At 66.9% G+C, this 17,112-nt stretch carries 18 protein-coding genes, 1 tRNA gene and 1 pseudogene; 16 read left to right on the top strand and 4 right to left on the bottom strand.

Annotated elements, in window-relative coordinates; genetic code table 11:
• Positions 1-223 precede the first annotated feature (223 nt).
• Complete coding sequence (locus PZE19_RS28470) at positions 224-493, top strand: hypothetical protein (RefSeq protein WP_277863988.1); 270 nt, start codon at positions 224-226, stop codon at positions 491-493.
• Positions 494-835: 342 nt separating this feature from the next.
• Here the strand turns inward: PZE19_RS28470 and PZE19_RS28465 are convergent, their stop codons facing one another.
• Positions 836-1,060: a hypothetical protein gene (locus PZE19_RS28465; RefSeq protein ID WP_277863987.1), complete on the bottom strand. Its 225-nt coding sequence runs from the start codon at positions 1,058-1,060 to the stop codon at positions 836-838.
• Between the two features lie 298 nt (positions 1,061-1,358).
• Between PZE19_RS28465 and PZE19_RS28460 the strand changes: the two genes are divergently transcribed.
• The 14 genes from PZE19_RS28460 (at position 1,359) to PZE19_RS28395 (ending at position 15,096) form a co-directional block, all read left to right on the top strand.
• The gene (locus tag PZE19_RS28460; RefSeq protein ID WP_277863986.1) at positions 1,359-2,018 is read left to right on the top strand and encodes a DUF3568 family protein; all 660 of its coding nucleotides are present in this window, start codon (positions 1,359-1,361) and stop codon (positions 2,016-2,018) included.
• Between the two features lie 574 nt (positions 2,019-2,592).
• Entirely contained in the window at positions 2,593-4,773 is a 2,181-nt protein-coding gene (locus PZE19_RS28455; protein WP_277863985.1) for a secretin GspD/PilQ domain-containing protein, read from the top strand.
• Between the two features lie 377 nt (positions 4,774-5,150).
• A complete protein-coding gene (locus tag PZE19_RS28450) occupies positions 5,151-5,612 on the top strand; it encodes a type IV pilin protein (protein ID WP_277863984.1) in 462 nt (153 codons plus the stop codon).
• Between the two features lie 160 nt (positions 5,613-5,772).
• Positions 5,773-7,278, top strand: coding sequence for a hypothetical protein (locus PZE19_RS28445; RefSeq protein ID WP_277863983.1), 1,506 nt, complete (start codon positions 5,773-5,775; stop codon positions 7,276-7,278).
• 209 nt (positions 7,279-7,487) lie between these two features.
• Positions 7,488-8,021: a type 4a pilus biogenesis protein PilO gene (locus tag PZE19_RS28440; protein ID WP_277863982.1), complete on the top strand. Its 534-nt coding sequence runs from the start codon at positions 7,488-7,490 to the stop codon at positions 8,019-8,021.
• Position 8,022: 1 nt separating this feature from the next.
• Positions 8,023-8,661 (top strand): hypothetical protein, encoded by a 639-nt coding sequence (locus tag PZE19_RS28435; protein ID WP_277863981.1) that lies wholly within the window; start codon positions 8,023-8,025, stop codon positions 8,659-8,661.
• A 7-nt stretch (positions 8,662-8,668) separates the two neighbouring features.
• Positions 8,669-10,408, top strand: a complete 1,740-nt coding sequence (locus PZE19_RS28430) for a GspE/PulE family protein (protein WP_277863980.1) — start codon at positions 8,669-8,671, stop codon at positions 10,406-10,408.
• Positions 10,409-10,664: 256 nt separating this feature from the next.
• Positions 10,665-11,759 (top strand): type II secretion system F family protein, encoded by a 1,095-nt coding sequence (locus PZE19_RS28425; RefSeq protein ID WP_277863979.1) that lies wholly within the window; start codon positions 10,665-10,667, stop codon positions 11,757-11,759.
• Between the two features lie 63 nt (positions 11,760-11,822).
• A complete protein-coding gene (locus PZE19_RS28420) occupies positions 11,823-12,347 on the top strand; it encodes a type II secretion system protein (RefSeq protein WP_277863978.1) in 525 nt (174 codons plus the stop codon).
• A 50-nt stretch (positions 12,348-12,397) separates the two neighbouring features.
• Positions 12,398-13,051: a hypothetical protein gene (locus PZE19_RS28415; RefSeq protein WP_277863977.1), complete on the top strand. Its 654-nt coding sequence runs from the start codon at positions 12,398-12,400 to the stop codon at positions 13,049-13,051.
• Positions 13,048-13,632: a hypothetical protein gene (locus tag PZE19_RS28410; RefSeq protein WP_277863976.1), complete on the top strand. Its 585-nt coding sequence runs from the start codon at positions 13,048-13,050 to the stop codon at positions 13,630-13,632. The genes PZE19_RS28415 and PZE19_RS28410 overlap by 4 nt, the downstream gene beginning before the upstream one ends.
• Complete coding sequence (locus PZE19_RS28405) at positions 13,629-14,027, top strand: hypothetical protein (RefSeq protein ID WP_277863975.1); 399 nt, start codon at positions 13,629-13,631, stop codon at positions 14,025-14,027. Before PZE19_RS28410 ends, PZE19_RS28405 begins: the two co-directional genes overlap by 4 nt.
• 154 nt (positions 14,028-14,181) lie before the next feature.
• The gene (locus PZE19_RS28400; protein WP_277863974.1) at positions 14,182-14,559 is read left to right on the top strand and encodes a DUF5658 family protein; all 378 of its coding nucleotides are present in this window, start codon (positions 14,182-14,184) and stop codon (positions 14,557-14,559) included.
• Positions 14,560-14,667: 108 nt separating this feature from the next.
• Positions 14,668-15,096 carry a prepilin peptidase gene (locus PZE19_RS28395; RefSeq protein ID WP_277863973.1) on the top strand — a complete coding sequence of 143 codons (429 nt, stop codon included), beginning with the start codon at positions 14,668-14,670 and terminating at the stop codon, positions 15,094-15,096.
• Between the two features lie 93 nt (positions 15,097-15,189).
• On the opposite strand, the gene PZE19_RS28390 is transcribed toward PZE19_RS28395, so the two are convergent.
• Positions 15,190-15,597 carry a transposase gene (locus PZE19_RS28390; protein WP_438270001.1) on the bottom strand — a complete coding sequence of 136 codons (408 nt, stop codon included), beginning with the start codon at positions 15,595-15,597 and terminating at the stop codon, positions 15,190-15,192.
• 85 nt (positions 15,598-15,682) lie between these two features.
• Positions 15,683-15,856, bottom strand: a pseudogene (locus PZE19_RS33265) (transposase); the annotation flags it as partial.
• Positions 15,857-16,110: 254 nt separating this feature from the next.
• Between PZE19_RS33265 and PZE19_RS28380 the strand changes: the two are divergent.
• Positions 16,111-16,245 (top strand): hypothetical protein, encoded by a 135-nt coding sequence (locus tag PZE19_RS28380; RefSeq protein ID WP_277863972.1) that lies wholly within the window; start codon positions 16,111-16,113, stop codon positions 16,243-16,245.
• Positions 16,246-17,033: 788 nt separating this feature from the next.
• On the opposite strand, the gene PZE19_RS28375 is transcribed toward PZE19_RS28380, so the two are convergent.
• Positions 17,034-17,107, bottom strand: a tRNA-Arg gene (locus PZE19_RS28375).
• Positions 17,108-17,112: the final 5 nt, after the last annotated feature.

The following is a 17,112-nucleotide window of genomic DNA, read 5'->3' as shown; positions in this document are numbered from 1 at the left end:
CCCTCGCCAGGTGGTGCCGTCGACAGCTCTCGCCGCCTGAAGGCGGAGCCCCCATGCCCTCCCGCCGCACTCGCCCCGCCCCCCGCGCCTGAAGGCGTCGATCCCTCCGTCGCTGCCGAGGATCTGGAAGGCGATGCCGGCCGATCGGCGACAGGAAGTCGCAAGAGTCCTCGCCCTGGCCGTCGGCCGGCGATCGCCCCCCCGCCTCCGAGGGAGGGGACCGATGAACCCCGCTGAAGTCGGCCACGAGCGCCGCGACAAGGGGACGGAACGCGTCGAGGTCCTCGTCCGGTCGTCGGGCGGTTGCGAGACGGGGCACGAGGTGAGACGACCCGTCGGCCGCTATGAGCGGATGTCCGACCTGCCGGCGCTGCTGGGCCGGATCGAGGCGTTGCGGGCCGAAGGGCAGTCGCTCGCGACCGTCGCCGGCCGGCTCAACGCCGAGGGATTCAGCCCCCGAAGCGCACGGGGCTCATCACCCCCCCGATGCTGACGCGCCTGCAGGCGAGCCACTCGCGGCGGACGAGTATTGGCTGACGGATCCGGTGCGCCGACTCGGCGTGCCCGCGGCCACGGCCCGAGGGTGGGTGAGGCGGGGCCGGGTGGACGCCCGGGTGGTGACGATGCCTTCAGGGGAACGATGGGCGGTATGGGCGGACGCCGAGGAATTGGGACGGCTCGACGAGTTGCGGAGCGGCCCGCGGAGCTGGGACTGCAGGCCTCGGCGAGCGGCCTTGATCGTTCCGAAGCCGCGGGCGGGCGCGGCATCGTGAGGATTGATCGGGCCTTTCGCGTCGGTCGATCGACCTGAGACGGGGGTCTCTCTTGCGAGGCATTATGGGCTGACCATCGAGACCACCTTCCGCGAGTGCGAGCAGGTCGTCGGGGCGGGTCGGCAGCATGTGAGGTTCATCTGGGCGAACGTCGGGACGTTCCACGTCTGCTCGTGGAAGTTCGCGATGACCGAGGCGTCGGCCGGGGGCCGCAAAGAGCAGGAGTCGGCGGCCCGCTCGGGCTCGCCGTGGGACGAGGTATCACGCCGCCCGAGCCACGCGGACAAGCGGAGGGCGCGGCGTCGTGAACTGCTGGCCGAGGAAATCCGTGCGGTCCTGCGACCCGGGGTCACCGAGGGTGAGACTCAAGCCGCCGCCGACAGGCCGCTCAACCTTGCGGTCAGACATACACGTTCTCCCGGAAAGTCCAGGAGCTAAAGCAGAGGGAGGCTTTTGGACGATACTAGCGAGCATTCGCGTCGCGACGGCTGTCGCAATTGCGACGGCGCCGCGCGTCGAAGATGTCGCGGCATGAGGGGCACATCGGGAATTCCCGCCATCACGTCATCCGTCTGGAGGCGGGCCATGTCACGTCTCGTGCCGTCGATCATCACACTCGTGGCGTTGTCGACCCTCGGATGCCGATCCATCGGCAGGTTTCCCGGGATTGACCCGACGGATTACGCCTATTCGTACTTCAATGGCAAGGTGACCCAGGTTTATCAATTTACCGTGCCGCAGGTCGAATCCTCCGCGCTTGAAGCGCTGGTCGACATGGGCTTCAGGAAGATCGACGGATCACGGGAAGATGGAGACGTCGTGATCTATGCCAAGACCCTGGATCACCGCCCAGCCTGCGTCACCATCCGCCGCCGGAATGCGATGTCCGTCTTGTCCGTCCGCATCGGGTTGGAAGGGGATGAGATGGTCTCCGAGGCCTTCATCCAGCGGGTGGCGTTGAATCTAGGGACCATTCCCCGGACGATCTTGCCGCTGGAGCCGACCTTGCGACGACGATCAGACCCGCCGATGCCTCCGCACGTCGAGTCGTCCGTCACGACGTCCCCGCACCTACCCCTCACCGATCCCGGTCGTATCGCCCCCAACGGCTTCGGCCGCTCCACACGGGGGGAAGCCATCCCTGAAGACGATCCGCTCGTACCCACGCTCCCGGAACCGCTCACGCCGGAAATGCCGCTCCTGCCGCTGCTTGAGCCGCGCCAGGAAGCCACGTCGACGAGCTGAATGGATCCTTTCTCGCAGGAAGGCGTGGCTCCAGAGAACACTCACGCAACGAGCCCGGGGCCGGACAATCGCCCTTTTCGCGACCGTCGGCAAACTCGACTTTATCCGAAGAGCCCTCAAGTTCCTCCTGGCCGATGGCGATTTCTAGTTTAGGAACCATCTCTCTTCGAAATCGAGACGTGCATGGACCGCCATCGGTCCTTATTTGGGCCGAATCGCGGTGATTCGGCCCAATGTCAGGGGGAATACTTTGGGCCGAAGGCTGAATTCACGGCTCACGATAGCCCTCATCAGCCTAAGCCTGGCACTGCCGGGCCGCGCCGACCCTCCGGCCTCCCTGCCGCATGCACGAATCCTAGCCGAGTCCCAGGTCTCCGAGGGGGGCTCGGGACAGGATCCCGAGAGGAATCCCACGGACGCCCCCCCCTCACCCGAGGTCGTCCCCCCTCCTCCGGCCCCATCCCCATTCCAGGTCGAACCTAAAGCGCCCAGCACTCCAGGTCCGGGGGGCGAGGGCCGGGCCGGTATCGAGCGACAGATTCGGGTCGAAGCCGACGGCCGGATCACCTTGCACATGGACGACCTGGATGTCCGACGCGCGCTCGAGATCCTCAGCCGCCAGGGCGGGCTGAACATCATGATCGCTCCGGGCGTGACCGGCCGCGTGACGGCCAACCTGGAAAGGGCGACCCTCAATCAGGCTCTGAGGGCCATCCTCAAGCTCAGCGACCTCATCGCGAGGCGTGAGGACGGGATGATCTACGTCTATTCCCGCCTCGAATTCAAGCAGCTCGCCGTCGCCAATCAGCCGATCGCCTCGCGGTTGTATCGCCTTAATTACATTCGGGCGAGCGACTTGATGACGATGATCACGGAACTCCTCAGCGATGTCGGCACCATGACCTCCACACCCGAGAGTGAAGAGGGGATCAGCACGGGCCCCGTAACCAGCAGGGGAGTCGGAGGGGGCGGGGGCGGCGGGGGCGGCGCCGTGGCACCGAGCAGCGGGGGGGGTGGAGGAGGTGGTGGGGGCGGCTCCACCGGGGGAAACTCGATGGCCGGCGGCGACGTGCTCATCGTGCGCGATTACGAAGAAAACCTGAAAGCCGTCGACGCCATCGTGGAACTTATGGACATCCAGCCGGTGCAGGTGCTCGTCGAGGCGGTGATCATCAGCGTCGAGCTCCGACGACAGAACGAACTGGGCGTCAACTACTCGGTCGTGGACAACCTCGCGCAGGCGCTGGGGACGATCGGGAACGGTGCGGAGCTGGTCGCCAACTCGGGGTTCACCCCCGCCAAACTCCTGACCGTCCCTGCCGACGCCACCGCCGCCGCGATCGCCGCCGCCGGACGGATCAACGGCGGCACCGCCACCGGCGGGCTCAGCTCCTCGACCAATGGCATCAAGTTCGGCTTCGTCAGCGCGAACAACAGCGGATTCATCCGGGCGTTGGAGACCCTCGGCGAGACTCGCGTCCTCGCCAGCCCGCGCTTGCTGGTGCTGAACAAGCAGAAGGCCGAGATCCAGCTCGGCCAGCGACTGGGCTACAGCACGGTCACGCAGAATTTCACGAGCACCGTCCAGCAGATCCAGTTCCTGAACACCGGCACGCTCCTGCGGCTTCGGCCCTTCGTGTCGTCCGACGGCATGGTGCGGATGGAGATCCACCCGGAGCGCAGCTCGGGGGTCGTCAACGCCATCAGCGGCCTCCCCAACTCGAACACGGCCGAGGTGACGACCAACGTCATGATCCCCGACGGCGCGACCCTGGTCATCGGCGGCCTGATCGAGAATGAAGACAGCTACACCCAGGAAGGGCTCCCCGGCCTCAATCGCTTGCCGATCCTGGGCGCGGCGTTCGGCCAGAAGTCGAGGGCCAAGAACAAGCGAGAGCTGATCGTGCTCCTGACGCCCCACATCTGGAAGCAAGGACTCGGCCGGCTGCCGGTCGAACCGATGGAGGCAGCCGCCGCCCCGGGAGAGAGCCGAAACGGTCCGGCCGGCACATCGGTCGCGGCCCGGCGGGGGAAGGACCTCTCGCGGCCGAGCGGACGCCGCCCGCCCGCGACCGACGACGAGCCGCAAACTTCGCCCGACCCAGATCGCTCGCCGCCGGCCTACTCTCCCGCCATGGCGACGGAGCCGGTCGCCGGCCGGACGGCGCCCGAACCACGGGCCGGGAATGGGCCGACCCGACATGTCGTGGGCCGGGGCGAGAATTTCTGGACGATCTCCCGTCGCTGCTACGGCTCGGGGCGGTACTACCTGGCGCTCTGGGACGTCAACCGCGACCTCGTCGACGCGCCCGAACGGCTTTCCGTCGGCGACACGATCCAGATCCCTCCCCTGGAGACGCTGGACCGGTCGCTCGAGGTCGATCCTCGGACCCGATGCGTCGCCGACGGCTCGTCGGCCGAGGAGGCCGTCACGGCCCGACGGCTCTCCCGACCGCAGACGCCGATCGACGCGCAGGTCATGCAAGCCGACTTCGCCGAGTCGAGCCCCGGGCGGGTCGACGCGCGTCCGACGGCGAGCGGCGAGGGGCGGGTGCGACGGGATCCCTATCCGACCCATCGGGTCGGCCCGCGCGAGACCGTGAGGAGCATCGCCCGCGACCGCCTCGGCGACCCGAGGCGCGCGACCGAGATCATCGAGCTGAATCGCGGCGTGATCCCCCCTTCGGGACGCCCGTCGCCCGGCCAGCGACTCGAGCTTCCCAAGGACGCCCTCCCCCCCGCGGCCGCACGCTGACGACGAGTTCGCGTGCTCGAATTTGACATCCGGTCGACCGCGGCCTAGTGGTTGATTAGCGTCCGACGAAGGACAGGATCGCCGCGAGCCCTCGGTAGAGTCTTCCCGGCTCGCGGCCGGATCGAGGTGGGCCGACGATCGTGCTCGCCTGACCCCAATGGTGAGGACCGGGCCGGCGGCGAGTCGGATGCGGGGCTAGTCTCCGATCCAGCTCCCGGCAAGTCAAACCTCCAAGTCCCTGGCGACTTGCCCCGGGATCGGCGTCAATCGGCCGACCTGGGGCGGGCGAAAGGCGTGATTTTCCACGCCCGTCCGGTCGTCACCCATCGTACCGCGCTTCCCCTACATCGGGACCGGTCGCAACAGGAGTTCCGATCATGAACGTGCAACAGACGAGCCCGAAGGTCCGCAAGGGATTCACGCTGGTCGAGCTGGCTGTGGTCATCGTGATCATCGGCGTCCTCGCCGCGTTCGGCGTGCCGAAGTTCCTCAACTCGGTCGAGCGATCCAAGGCGGCGGAAGCGTTCGCCTACCTGGCCGCCGTCCGCACCGCCCAAGAGCGGTACATCGCCAGGCAGGGCGTCTATACCGAGGACCTCACGCAACTTGACATCGCGATCCAGGCCCCGAAGTATTTCACCCCCGGGACGATCACCTCGACGAACACCGGCACCGACCCGACCTGGACGATGACCCTGACGCGGATCGCGGCCACCTCCTCCAAGGGGGCTTACACGGTCACCTTCACCCAGGAAGGCTTCGATCCCGACAACAGCACCATCCTCGCTCTCCCCGAGATCAACCCGTCGGGCACCACCGCTGCGGCCCCCACGACTTGATTCGAGGTCACGTCCTCACGACCGCGGCCTCACCCTCAGGTAGGGCCGCGGACGATCCTGGGACGTCGGGACGGGCGGCTGTTTAGGCCGCCCGTCCCTCATGACGTTGGCGACGCGACGAATCGAGCCGAGCATCGGTCCCATTCGAGAGGCCGGCACCTTGAAAGCCCTCCTGACCCGCCTGGCCGTCCAGAACGAAATCGGGCTGGCGATCGGCGAGCGTGAGATCGCCGTCTCGCAAGTGGCCGCGACGCCGCTCGGGCGGGTCGAGGTCGTCCAGGACCGGGCGGCCTTCGAGCCCGGAGGGCTTGCCGAGGCCCTGGAGAAGCTCCTGGCGAAGCACTTCACCCGCCGCGACCTGGAACGTGCGCGGGTGTCCGTCGGCCTGCCGGCGTTGCGGGTCTTCTTCTCGACCAGGCCGATCCAGGAGAGGAACCTCCAGGCGTCGCCCGAGATCCTCCTCCACGAAGTCCTCCAATCGCCGACCCTGATCGTGGACGACATGGTGGTCGACCTGATCAAGTCCAAGGTCGGGTTCCGGCCGCTGGCCAGCATCGTCTCGTGCCACAAGAAATACCTCTCGGGCGTGCTCGCGGCCCTGCAATCCTGCGGGATCGTCCCGACGCGGGCCGAGCCCTCGCCATGCGCCCTGCTTCGAGAGGCGGTGCGGAGGTATCACCCGCCGAGGAATTCACGGGGCTTCCTGCGCGTCTTCCTGGGGAGGGGCCAAGGGCTGGCCGTGCTGATGGCCGCGCCCGACATGCCGCTGATGTGGCGGCCCTTCGACCTGCCGGGCGAGGGGGAGGCCGAGGCGGTCCTGGCCACGGTCGCCTCGATGCGCATCCTGGGGTCGTATTGCGGCCTGGATTCCGAGGTGGACGCCGTGTTGATCCACGGGCGCGCCGACCTCGGCGGCCTCGCCGACGAGCTCGGCGCGAACCCGGGCTTGCAGGGCCTTCAAATCCTCCACCACGGCGGCCCGGGGATGGACGCGGCGGACGTGGCCACGGGGCTGGCCCGGGGCCTGAGGAGCGGTTCCGAGGCCTTCAATCTCATCCGTTCGTTCGGCGGCCGGACCTCTTTCCGCGACCTCTTCCCCTGGGGCCAGGCCGCATTTCAGGTCGCCGTCCTGCTCGCGGCCACCTCCTGGCTCAACGTCCAGCTCCGCGCCCATCGCGCGGAGGCCGAGGCGGTCCGGGCCGAGGACGCCAAGTATCCCTGGGCCGCGAAGTCGTCGGCCGAGAAGCTTCTCGGCGAGAAGAAAATGCTGGAGGAGAAGGCCGCCGCGATCCGCGCGTTCGTCGAGACGCGCATCCCCTGGACCTCGTACACGCACGACCTCTCCGATCGACTCCCGGCCGACCTGACGCTGGTCCTCTTCCAGGGCTACCAAGAGCTGGAACTCATCGGCGGCAGGTCGAACGGCAAGCCCAAAAGGTCGCTGACCCTGCGACTCAATGCGCCGATACCCCGGACCGGGGCGATGCCCCAGGAGATCGACGCATTCCTCCAGATCCTGCGCGACGACCCGCTCCTGAAGCGGGACTTCCCCAAGATCGAGCTGGGCGACCTAAGATGGAGACAGAACGGCGTGAATCCGGCCACGGCGGATTTCAGCGTGGCGTGCCATCCGCTGGAATCCGGCGCTTCGAAGCCGAAGCCGTGAGGCGATGGCGAGACCCTCGACCAGGGGAGCCGATCGGCGCCAGGGGAGCGACCCGAGGACCGCTCGCGTCAACCCTCGGAGCGCGGCGGCGAATCGACACGGCCCCGCGACGGTCGAACCGGGAGCAATCGCCCGCGATCCGGGGTCGCGATTTCAAACGACTTTTCCTTTTCGATCGATTTACAGGACCTCATAGAAAGGGTCGAACCATGGACGCCGGCCGAGTCGGCCCCCTCTGGGCGAAGCTGAAGAAGCGGCTCCACGACCCGCTCCAGCTCCGCTTCGCCCTGGGCGGTGCGATGCTGATCGTCTGGTATGCCGGGGTCTACCGGCCGATGAGCGCGTGGATCGACGAGGCGGTGGCCGCCCGGGCGCGGTCGGAGGCGCACCTGGCCCCGGCCCGCGCGATCGAGGCGTTGCGTTCCCAGGCCGCGAAATTCCGCGACCGACTGCCGGAGAAGGCCGACAGGAACGAGTGGATCGAGTACATGCTCGCCGGCATCCGAAAGTACCCGCTGAAGCTCCAGAAACTCGACCCGCAGGCGCTGGAGAAGCATGGTCCGTTCAACCTGATGGTCCTGAAAATCGAGCTTCAGGGGACCTTCGCCGAGCTGAACGGCTTTCTCGGCTGGATCGAGTCCAACCCCCGGCTCTTCCGGGTCGACCAGGTGGACCTCCACTCGATCCAGGGGGATGCCGGTGGGCTGGACCTTCAAATGACCGTGCTGGGAGTCATGGGCTGACATGAAAGACCTGGTCGGGACACTCGTGCCGCCGATGATCGCGCTCGCGGCGACGGGCTGGGCCGTCTGGCCGTACCTGGAATCGCCCGTCCCGAGTCCCATCTCCAGGACCCGGGTCGCGGAGATCTCCTCGGATTCGCTGGCGACGGTCCCGGGCCGCACCCCCGACCGCGACCCCTTCTCATTCACGGGCTCGTCCGCGGCCGACGAATCGGCCGATGCAACGAAGTCCGGTCCTGGCGGGAGGGCCCCGAAGGCCCGGCCCGCGGACGCGATCCTCAAGGTGGGCCGGGCCGAGGTCGACATCCTGGCCGCCCTGCCGGGCAAGGTCTCGCTCTCGGCCACCTCGATCCACGACTCGCGCCGCATGGCGGTCCTGAACGGGCGAGTCTACGCCGAGGGGGAGTCCGTCCAGGGGCTTGACGCGCCCGGTCCGGTGGTCCTGGCCGCCATACATCCCGCGTCGGTCGGGCTCCGCTACGGCGGCAAGGACGTCGAGATCGCATTCCCCGCCTCCTCGACCATGACGCGACCGCCCTCGTCGATCGCAAGCTCGCCGCCGATCCAAGCGAAGCAGGACCGCAAGCGGGGCAAGGCGTCGAAGTCGAACTCCGTCCGCAGGACGACCCGCCCACGCTGAGGTGACCATGGCCCACGCCGCCGAGCTCGCAGGTGCTGAGGCCACGATCTTCAACGCCCTCCGGAGATGCAACCTCCTGGACGCGGCGAAGCTGGAAGTCTACCGCGAGTCCAAGTTGCGAGACGACGACATCCCGGAGCGGATCATCGTCCGCGCCGGGATCGCCACCGAGAGGGACATCGCCTCGGCTTACGCCGCATACCTGTCGCTCCCGCTCATGGACGCGGCCGCCGAGGTCGGGGCGAACCACCACGACCTCGCGCGCCTCTTGCCCGAGAAGATCTGCCGCGATCAGCTCATCGCCCCGATCGCGGTCAACGGCGAGGTCGTCGACCTGGCCTTCGCCACGCCGAGCGCCCTGCTCGTCGTCGACGAGGTCCAGCTCCTGACCGGCCTCCAGGTCCGCCCCGTCGTCGTCCCGCTGTCGCTCGTCGGGGCGTTGATCGAGTGCCTTTACAGCCACGGGAACGTCGGAGACCTCGTCGGCGGGACGGCCGACTTCGAGCAGGTCGACGAGGAGGGGGAAGAGAGGGCGGAAGAGCCGCAGGATGAGATCCTCCACCTCGACCAGCCCCCCCCGCCGGGGCGGAACGGCCGGATCATCCGCATGGTCAATCAGATCCTCGAGCAGGCCATGCGCGCCGGCGCCAGCGACATCCACCTCGAGCCGTACGAGGACTCGTGCAAGATCCGCCTGCGCGTGGACGGGATCCTCCAGGAGATGGCCCCGCCGTCGCGCGCCCAGTTCACCCGGATGATCTCGAGGTTCAAGATCCTGGCCAAGATGGACATCGCCGAGAAGCGCATCCCGCTGGACGGCGCCATCTCGATGCGCTCCGGCGATCGCCGGGTGGACCTGCGGGTCAGCACCGTCCCCACGGTCTTCGGCGAGAAGATGGTCATGCGATTGCTCGACAAGGGCGCGGTCCCGCTCCAGCTCACCAGCCTCGGCCTGGACGAGCGGCAGGCGCGCGACCTGATCGAGTCGATCCACCTGCCCCACGGCCTGATGCTCGTGACCGGGCCGACCGGAAGCGGCAAGAGCACCACGCTCTACTCGTGCCTGAACCTGCTGAACGACCCGAGGACGAACATCTGCACCGTCGAGGATCCGGTCGAGTACAAATTCAGCGGGATGAACCAGGTCCAGGTCAAGGCCCAGGTCGGCCTGAACTTCACCACGGCCCTGCGGGCGTTCCTGCGACAAGACCCGGACGTGATCATGGTCGGAGAGGTCCGCGACCAGGAGACGGCCCAGATCTGCCTCCGCGCGGCCCTGACGGGGCATTTCGTCCTCTCGACGATCCACACCAACGACTCCCTCTCGGCCGTGACACGCCTGGTCGACATGGGGATCGAGCCGTTCCTGCTCGCCTCGACCTTGCGCGTGCTGGAGGCCCAGCGCCTGGTGCGCCGGCTCTGCAAGTCGTGCCGCGAGCCGTATCGCTGCGACCTCGAGACCGCGCGGCGCTACGGCTTGGAGCCCAGCTCGACCCTCTACCGCCCCAAGGGGTGCGACGCCTGCCGGGGGGCGGGTTACCGGGGCCGGGTGGGGATCTTCGAGGTCGTCCGGATCACGTCCACGCTGGCCAGGCTGATCCAGTCGCGGGCCCCTCTGACCGACCTGCGCGAGGCCGCCAGGTCCGACGGCATGAAGCTCCTCATCGATAGCGCCGTGGCCAAGGCCTGTGAAGGGCTCACGAGCCTCGAGGCCGCCCTGAGCGTCACGACGACCGACGACGCGTGATCGTGCGACGCGAGAAATCCCCCCGCCCTTCGCTCGTGGTGGCCTATGGTTCTGGTAGGCGGCGGAAAGTCGTTCGCCGCTCGACGTCCTCGCCGACCGGGGCCCTGGCCCCTGGAGACCACGAGATCCTCCGGGCGCCCTGCAGCCAGCCGCACGGCAAGCTCCTCGCTTGCCGAGACAGCTTCGGCTCTCGACAGCGTCGGAGGGGGAGCCTCGCCGGCGACGGGTTCAGGATACCTTCGACAAGGAGGCGGATTTGGGTTTCGTCGATTTCGTCCTGGCCCACGCGCGGGTCTCGTCCAAGTCCCACGCCAGGATCACGCTGGACGACAAGATGTCGTTCTTCCAGCAGATCTCCACGCTGGTCTCTTCGGGGACGCCGCTGCTCCAGTCGCTTCACCAGGGGGCCGAGCAGAGCCAGAGCAATAAGTTGCGAGTGGCCCTGGAGGAAATCGCCTGGCGGGTCTCCTCCGGCAGTTCGTTCCACGAAGCCGCGGCGGAGCATCCCAGGATCTTCGAGCCCTACTGGGTCGAGGTCATCCGCACCGGCGAACTGACCGGCCAGATGGGGCCGGTCCTGATCGAGCTGAACAAGCAGATCCGCGAGTCGCGCGAGACCCGACGCAAGGTGACCGGGGCGCTCATGTACCCGATCGTCCTGGTCATCGTGGCGATCCTGGCCGTGACGATCATGCTCTGGCTGGTGGTCCCGACATTCGCCGGGATGTTCAAGGACATGGGGGCGAAGCTGCCGGCGATCACCCAGCTCGTCGTGGACGCCTCGGCGGCCGTGGTTTCCTACGGGCCGTACGCACTCGTCGCGATCATCGCAGCGGTGGTCGGCCTCAAAAACTACATGGGGACCGAGTCCGGCCGGCGGAACTTCAGCGGCGTCGGCCTGATTACGCCGCTGATCGGTCCGCTGCTGGTCCAGATGGCGATGTACCGCTTCGCGTCCAACATCGCGCTGCTATTGAAGGCGGGCGTTCCGCTGCTGGAGACCATGGGGGTCTTGATCGGGGTCTTCCAGAACAACCCGATCTACCGCGACGCCCTGACTCGCGCCCGCGGCCGTGTCGCGGCGGGCAGGCCCCTCGCCGTGTCTCTGGAAGAGACCGGGCTGTTCACCACGATGCTGACGAACATGGTCCACACCGGGGAGGAGTCCGGCCAGCTCGCCGCCGTGATGGAGCAGCTCGCGCCCTATTACAAAGAGAAGATGGAGGGGCTCATCACCAAGGTCACCAAGATGCTCGAGCCGCTCATCATCATGGGGATGGGCTCGACCATCGCCGGGCTGATGCTCGCGATCTACATGCCCATGTTCGAGATGGCCGGCAAGGTTAATTGACCGCCGCACCGCCGCGCGAGGCGCGGAACGACGCCGGAATCACCAGGTCCAGGAACCTTGACGATGAGACCCGCCCGACGGTCGTCTCCCCGATTACTCCTCCGCGGCTTCACGTTGCTGGAGGTCGTGATCGTACTGACCATCATGATCGTGATGCTCGCATTCGCGATCCAAGGCCTGTCGCTCTTCCGCGCCATCGAGCAGTCGAAACTCGATGTGGCCGCCAGCAACCTGCGGGCGATCTGGGGCGCCCAGAGGTTCTACTACCTGGAATACGGCAGGTACGGCACGCTCGACCAATTGGCCCCCGATCCCGACGACCCCTCCGCCGCCGACTCCGAGCACCACGCCGACCTGATCGATCCGACGATCGCCGCGGTCCCTTCAAAGACCTTTTACACATATGAGATCGAGCTGGCGGCAGACGGCCTCGCCCAGTCCTTCCGCGCCACGGCCACGCATCCAGCCACCTCCTCGATGCGCTGCGTCGGATCCATCGCGATCGATGAAGGAGGGGCCTTCGACCCCCGGCTGTTCGTGACCTACGATGGTACTCCGATGTCCCCTTCTCAGGAGCGCGACCCGTGAGGCGGCCTCAACACCGATCCGGGTCGCTCCTCCTCGAGATCCTGATCGCGATGGTGATCCTGGCGATTGCTCTTGCGGGACTCTGCCCCTGCATGGTCATGCAGATGAGGATCCTGCGCAGGTTCGAGTCTCAGCCGATCGAGAACAATCCGCAGGTGCTCCGAGGAGTGCAGCTGGTCGATGACGAGCCCTATTTTCCCGTCAGAGGGGACGTTTCCCAGCCGGTCCTGATCCTCCTGCCGCAGCCCGACGATTGGGTGCGCCGCCTGGGCGGCGCGGCGACATTCGAACTGAACGCGACCCCCCAGGGTTTTTCTCGCAACTTGACGGAGACGACGCTCCACCGCGAGCCTGGCGACGATGCGCCCTGGACGCTTCTTCCGGTCGCGCCGGGCCGCTATCGCGTGATGATCCATGGCTCGGTCCCCGAGGGCACGATGTTCACCCTGACCGACGGTTCGACGCCTCCAAGCTCCGCCGATGCGCCGGCGGTCGGCCCGGGCCCGTGGTATGACCTGGGCGAGCATTCCCTCGACGTTTCGCTCGATCTCAGCCTCACGAGAGGGGCGAATGCGGCGGTCGTCGTCAGCAAAGTGCGGATCGGGGCCCGGAATGACGTGACGGTCCTCCCCCCTTCCGGCCTGGACCCTCCGCCCGCACCGGGGAGCGTGGCGGTCCGAGTGAGGGTGGTGACCCGGCCATGAGAGTCCGAGAACCTCGAATTCAGAACAGGGGCTTCAGTCTCTTCGAGACGACGGTCGCCGCCCTCCTCATGGCCCTGGCGGCCAACCTCCTGGCCGACTCCTGGGTCGCCTTCGGCCGCCCCGCGATCTCGACCGCGACGCGGGCGCGCCTTGCGCAGGAGGCGAACCTATTCGCCGAGACCTTGGCCCGTGACGTCGGCCGACTGGCCGAGCAACCGGGAACCGACTCGCGGTATCAGAACGTCCAGGTGGTCGACGCGACGCCCCCCGGATCAAAGCTCAAAATGAGCATCGACGACGGAAAGGGGCTGCTCCAGGAAATCTGCTATTCGATCGACGAGGATGATCCCGGAAAACTCGTTCGTACGGGTTCCGGCCCCCGACGGGTCGTGGCCGCCTTGGTCACGAGATTCTATTGCGTCCGCGACGAACTTCCCGTCGGACCCGACAATGCCAACGTCTACGGCGTTCGAATCGATCTGACGCTCGGCCATCGGATCAACGAGCGCGATTGGAATCATTTATTCGGATACGATCACACGAGACGTTATCGTATTTTCATTCCGGATCCGCAGCCATGATGCGACGACGAAGTCAGAGGCGCGGCTATGCAATGGTCATGGTCGTCCTCTTCGTAACCCTGATGCTCGGCTTGTGGAGCCTGGCGTCCCGAGAGATCGGGACTCTCTTGCGCATCGAACAGGCCCGGGCCAGTCGCGTGCAACGCGACAAAGACTCGCTCCCGGGCAGAAAAGCGATGGCGAAAGCACTGTCTGTCGCGCTGGACGCGTTGGCGGGCGGCTACCCTCGCTCGACCTCGTTGACCCGGGCCATCTATGTAGGCGAGGACCAATTCGCCTTGACCTTTGCATGCGACCCGGACCACCCGGAGGAATGGACCATCCAGGTCACGCCGACGACGGAAGTCGGCTTGGAGTCGCTGGACGCCTCACTGTTCTCGGCGACCCCCCCGTGATCGCCCCCGCGGTCTGTTCAGGGCCTCATCCAGTATCAGGTGCATTTACACGTGCGGAGGGATAACATCGATGGATGAGACTCGGAAAGCGGCAGGAGCAAGCCCATCGGATCGTCGCCGGACGGCCACGAGCCCATGGGACGCGATTGCCTCCGTGGGCGACCGGATCGGGAACCGTCGCCAGGAAGACGAACAACGGTACCTATATTTCGACCGATTCCCGACCACGACGTTCGTCCTGATCCTGAGCCTGCTGTCCCTGACGCTCATTGACGGGGTTCTCACCCTCCGGCTGCTCGAAGAGCACTTCGTCGAGGCGAACCCGGTGATGCACGCCCTCCTTCAAAGGGGCCCGGTCAGCTTCATCCTGGGCAAGTACGCCCTCACGGTCTTCGGCCTGCCGTTCCTCCTGATTTTCGGGCGGCGCCAGGTGTTCCTGCCATGCCTGCGGGTCGGACACGTTTTGCCGGCCGCCGTGGGCTTGTACTTGCTGCTCCTGAGCTATCAGATCCGCCTCATCATCACATTCTAATCCGGTACATCGGGGAGGGGGGCCGTCCTAGGAGATTTCGTTCAGCCCTGTCCAGTCATAATGCGGGCCGTCTAGTTCTCATGCTGCAACTCGAGGGGGACGGGTGATATGACTTCGGCCCATTATCTCGTGATCGGCCTGCTCCTCTTTGTGCTGGGGGCGTGCGTCGGGAGCTTCCTCAACGTTTGCATCCATCGAATCCCGCTCGGCCAGAGCCTGATTCGGCCGAGGTCACGCTGCCCGAAGTGCCTGGCCGCGATCGCGACGCGGCACAATGTGCCGATCCTCGGATGGCTGATCCTCGGGGGCCGCTGCCGCGGCTGCGGCCTGCCCATCTCGATGCGATACCCGTGCACAGAAGCGCTCGTCGGCCTAATCTCTGTGGGCGTATTCAGCATCGAAGCCGCGTTGAGCCCCGTCGATATCGTCGATCGGGGTTTGGTACTCGTCGGCTTGCGACTGTTCTTGGAACTGAGCCTTGCAGCATTCGTGGTGACCGCGTCGTCCATCGCCATTGGTGTCATGCGACCGAGTTGAGGCTACGGCGTGTTGACGGATGGAGCGAGCTTCCGGACGTGGATGAAGCCGAAGACGAGCCGGGCGACGCCGAGGTAGACGTCCTTCAAATTCTCATATGTCGTGGCGAAGCGGCGGAACTGCTTCGCCTTCGGACGCGCGCTCGACGCGGTTCCGCTGCTTGTAGATCTCCTTCAACTCGTCGTCCCAGCACCAGGGCTCCTTGCGGTTGCTCCGGTTGGGGATCGCCGGCAGGGCGTCGAGGTCGTCCAGCACCACGTCGGAGTCGAAGCCCTTGTCGCCGAGGACCTCGCGGACCGTCCCGACCGCGTCGCGGGCCTCGATCAGGACGGACTTCGCCGGCGGGGCGTCGTTCCTCCGCCCCTCGGCCACGTCCAGGGCCACGACGCCGTCCTCGTCGCAGGCGACGGCGATCACCTTCGTCGAGAAGCCGCCGCGCGACCGGCCGAGGGCCTGCGCCTCGCCCCCCCCTTTTTCGCGCCGCCCCGGCGGCGTGCTGATGGGCCCGGACGACCGTCGAGTCGATCGTCAGCCGGCGGGCGCCCCCGCACTCGGCCCGCCCGGCCATCAGGTCGAACAGCTTCTTGAGCCGCCCCGAATGGACCCGGCGGCGGAGCCGGTTGGAGGCCGCGTCCCAGGCGCCGAACTCCGCCGGCGGGGCGCGCCAGGGGATGCCGGTCCTGGCCCGGTAGAGGACAGCCTCGAAGAACATGCGGTCGGGCGGCTCCGGGCCCGGCTTCGAGCGGCAGCCCTCGACCATCGGGCCGAGGACGGCCCGGATCTCGTCGGCGATCAGGCGTCGCATGGCGACGTCGGTTCCCTCCTGGGTCGTGGTCCGCCTTAAACCCTTACCGGATCAGCCTCTGGGCAGTCAACGGGCCGTAGTAATGCGGTATGACCTGGCAAGCTTCGAGGCCGATCTTCTTGGATGGGTGGCCCCGGCCGACTCCGCGACCTGACGGCCGACGCCTTGCAGCGATCGCTCCAGTGCCTCATGAGCGAAGGGCTGGGGAGATGTCCGCCAATCACCACAGGGCGGCCGCCAAGGCCTTCACGCGATGGGCCTGGAAGTCGGGCCGACTGGCGTTCGAACCGCTCGCCGGTTTGACGGGGTACGACGCCCTGGAAGACTCTCGACACGATCGGTGATCCATCGGGCCTCGACGAGCTGCAAGGGCTCGTCCAGGCGGCTCACGAGGTGCCGGAGCACATGGGAATGGCCGTCCCGGCGTGAGCCCTGGTTTATCGCCCGGCCGTGGCCACCGGCCTGCGCTACGGCGAGATTCAGAGGATCACGCCCGAGAGCTTCGATCGGACGGCCGCCCCCCCCGGGACCGTCTCGGCCGGCTACACGAAGAACAGACAGCCCGCGACGTCGCCCCTGACCGAAGACCTGGTGCAGGATCTAGGGGCCTTATAGACCCGGCATCCCTCGGCGCGGCCGTCTTCTCGCTACCGGTTGGGAAGGGGGCCAAGTTGCTGAGCCTCGACTTGGCCGCTGCCGGGATTCCCTACGAGGACGCATCCGGCCGGTTCTTCGATTTCCACGGTTTACGACGCAGGATGCTCGCGAACCTGGCCGATGCCGCCGGGGTGACGCTCCGAGTCGTCCAGAAGCTCACGAGGCCTAACACTCTTGAACTGACCGGCAAGTACACGAGACCTCGCGTCGTAGACGTGAACCGAGCCGCCGCAGCGATCCCGTCCTTACGGCCAGGTTCCGACCATCCCCATGCATCGGCCCTGGCGGCGACGGGCACGGAGGGACGGCCCATAAGCGAAGTCTTTGCCCACCGGAGGGGATGGATCAGGGCGGATTCCGCCGGATGCCGGCGTGAGTGACGACGGGGCCGGTGGAGAGATCGAGCCTGGACGCCTCGACCCGGCAAGAGGGGGCCTGACGCTTGATGTCGGCTTGAGAGGGGGGAGGAGCGGAGTACACCCGATAGGATTCGAACCTATAACCTTCGGTTCCGTAGACCGATGCTCTATCCAATTGAGCTACGGGTGCGGGTG

Source organism: Paludisphaera mucosa (assembly GCF_029589435.1).
GTDB classification, from domain to species: domain Bacteria; phylum Planctomycetota; class Planctomycetia; order Isosphaerales; family Isosphaeraceae; genus Paludisphaera; species Paludisphaera mucosa.
This window is presented reverse-complemented; position numbering and strand designations above follow the sequence as displayed.

What these genes read in the sequence shown, in the direction of transcription:
- PZE19_RS28460 (WP_277863986.1), top strand. Translation starts at nt 1,359, where the DNA reads ATGTCACGTCTCGTGCCGTCGATCATCACACTCGTGGCGTTGTCGACC.
- PZE19_RS28470 (WP_277863988.1), top strand. Translation starts at nt 224, where the DNA reads ATGAACCCCGCTGAAGTCGGCCACGAGCGCCGCGACAAGGGGACGGAA.
- PZE19_RS28420 (WP_277863978.1), top strand. Translation starts at nt 11,823, where the DNA reads ATGAGACCCGCCCGACGGTCGTCTCCCCGATTACTCCTCCGCGGCTTC.
- PZE19_RS28450 (WP_277863984.1), top strand. Translation starts at nt 5,151, where the DNA reads ATGAACGTGCAACAGACGAGCCCGAAGGTCCGCAAGGGATTCACGCTG.
- PZE19_RS28440 (WP_277863982.1), top strand. Translation starts at nt 7,488, where the DNA reads ATGGACGCCGGCCGAGTCGGCCCCCTCTGGGCGAAGCTGAAGAAGCGG.
- PZE19_RS28435 (WP_277863981.1), top strand. Translation starts at nt 8,023, where the DNA reads ATGAAAGACCTGGTCGGGACACTCGTGCCGCCGATGATCGCGCTCGCG.
- PZE19_RS28415 (WP_277863977.1), top strand. Translation starts at nt 12,398, where the DNA reads ATGGTGATCCTGGCGATTGCTCTTGCGGGACTCTGCCCCTGCATGGTC.
- PZE19_RS28380 (WP_277863972.1), top strand. Translation starts at nt 16,111, where the DNA reads ATGTCCGCCAATCACCACAGGGCGGCCGCCAAGGCCTTCACGCGATGG.
- PZE19_RS28405 (WP_277863975.1), top strand. Translation starts at nt 13,629, where the DNA reads ATGATGCGACGACGAAGTCAGAGGCGCGGCTATGCAATGGTCATGGTC.
- PZE19_RS28430 (WP_277863980.1), top strand. Translation starts at nt 8,669, where the DNA reads ATGGCCCACGCCGCCGAGCTCGCAGGTGCTGAGGCCACGATCTTCAAC.
- PZE19_RS28455 (WP_277863985.1), top strand. Translation starts at nt 2,593, where the DNA reads ATGGACGACCTGGATGTCCGACGCGCGCTCGAGATCCTCAGCCGCCAG.
- PZE19_RS28410 (WP_277863976.1), top strand. Translation starts at nt 13,048, where the DNA reads ATGAGAGTCCGAGAACCTCGAATTCAGAACAGGGGCTTCAGTCTCTTC.
- PZE19_RS28395 (WP_277863973.1), top strand. Translation starts at nt 14,668, where the DNA reads ATGACTTCGGCCCATTATCTCGTGATCGGCCTGCTCCTCTTTGTGCTG.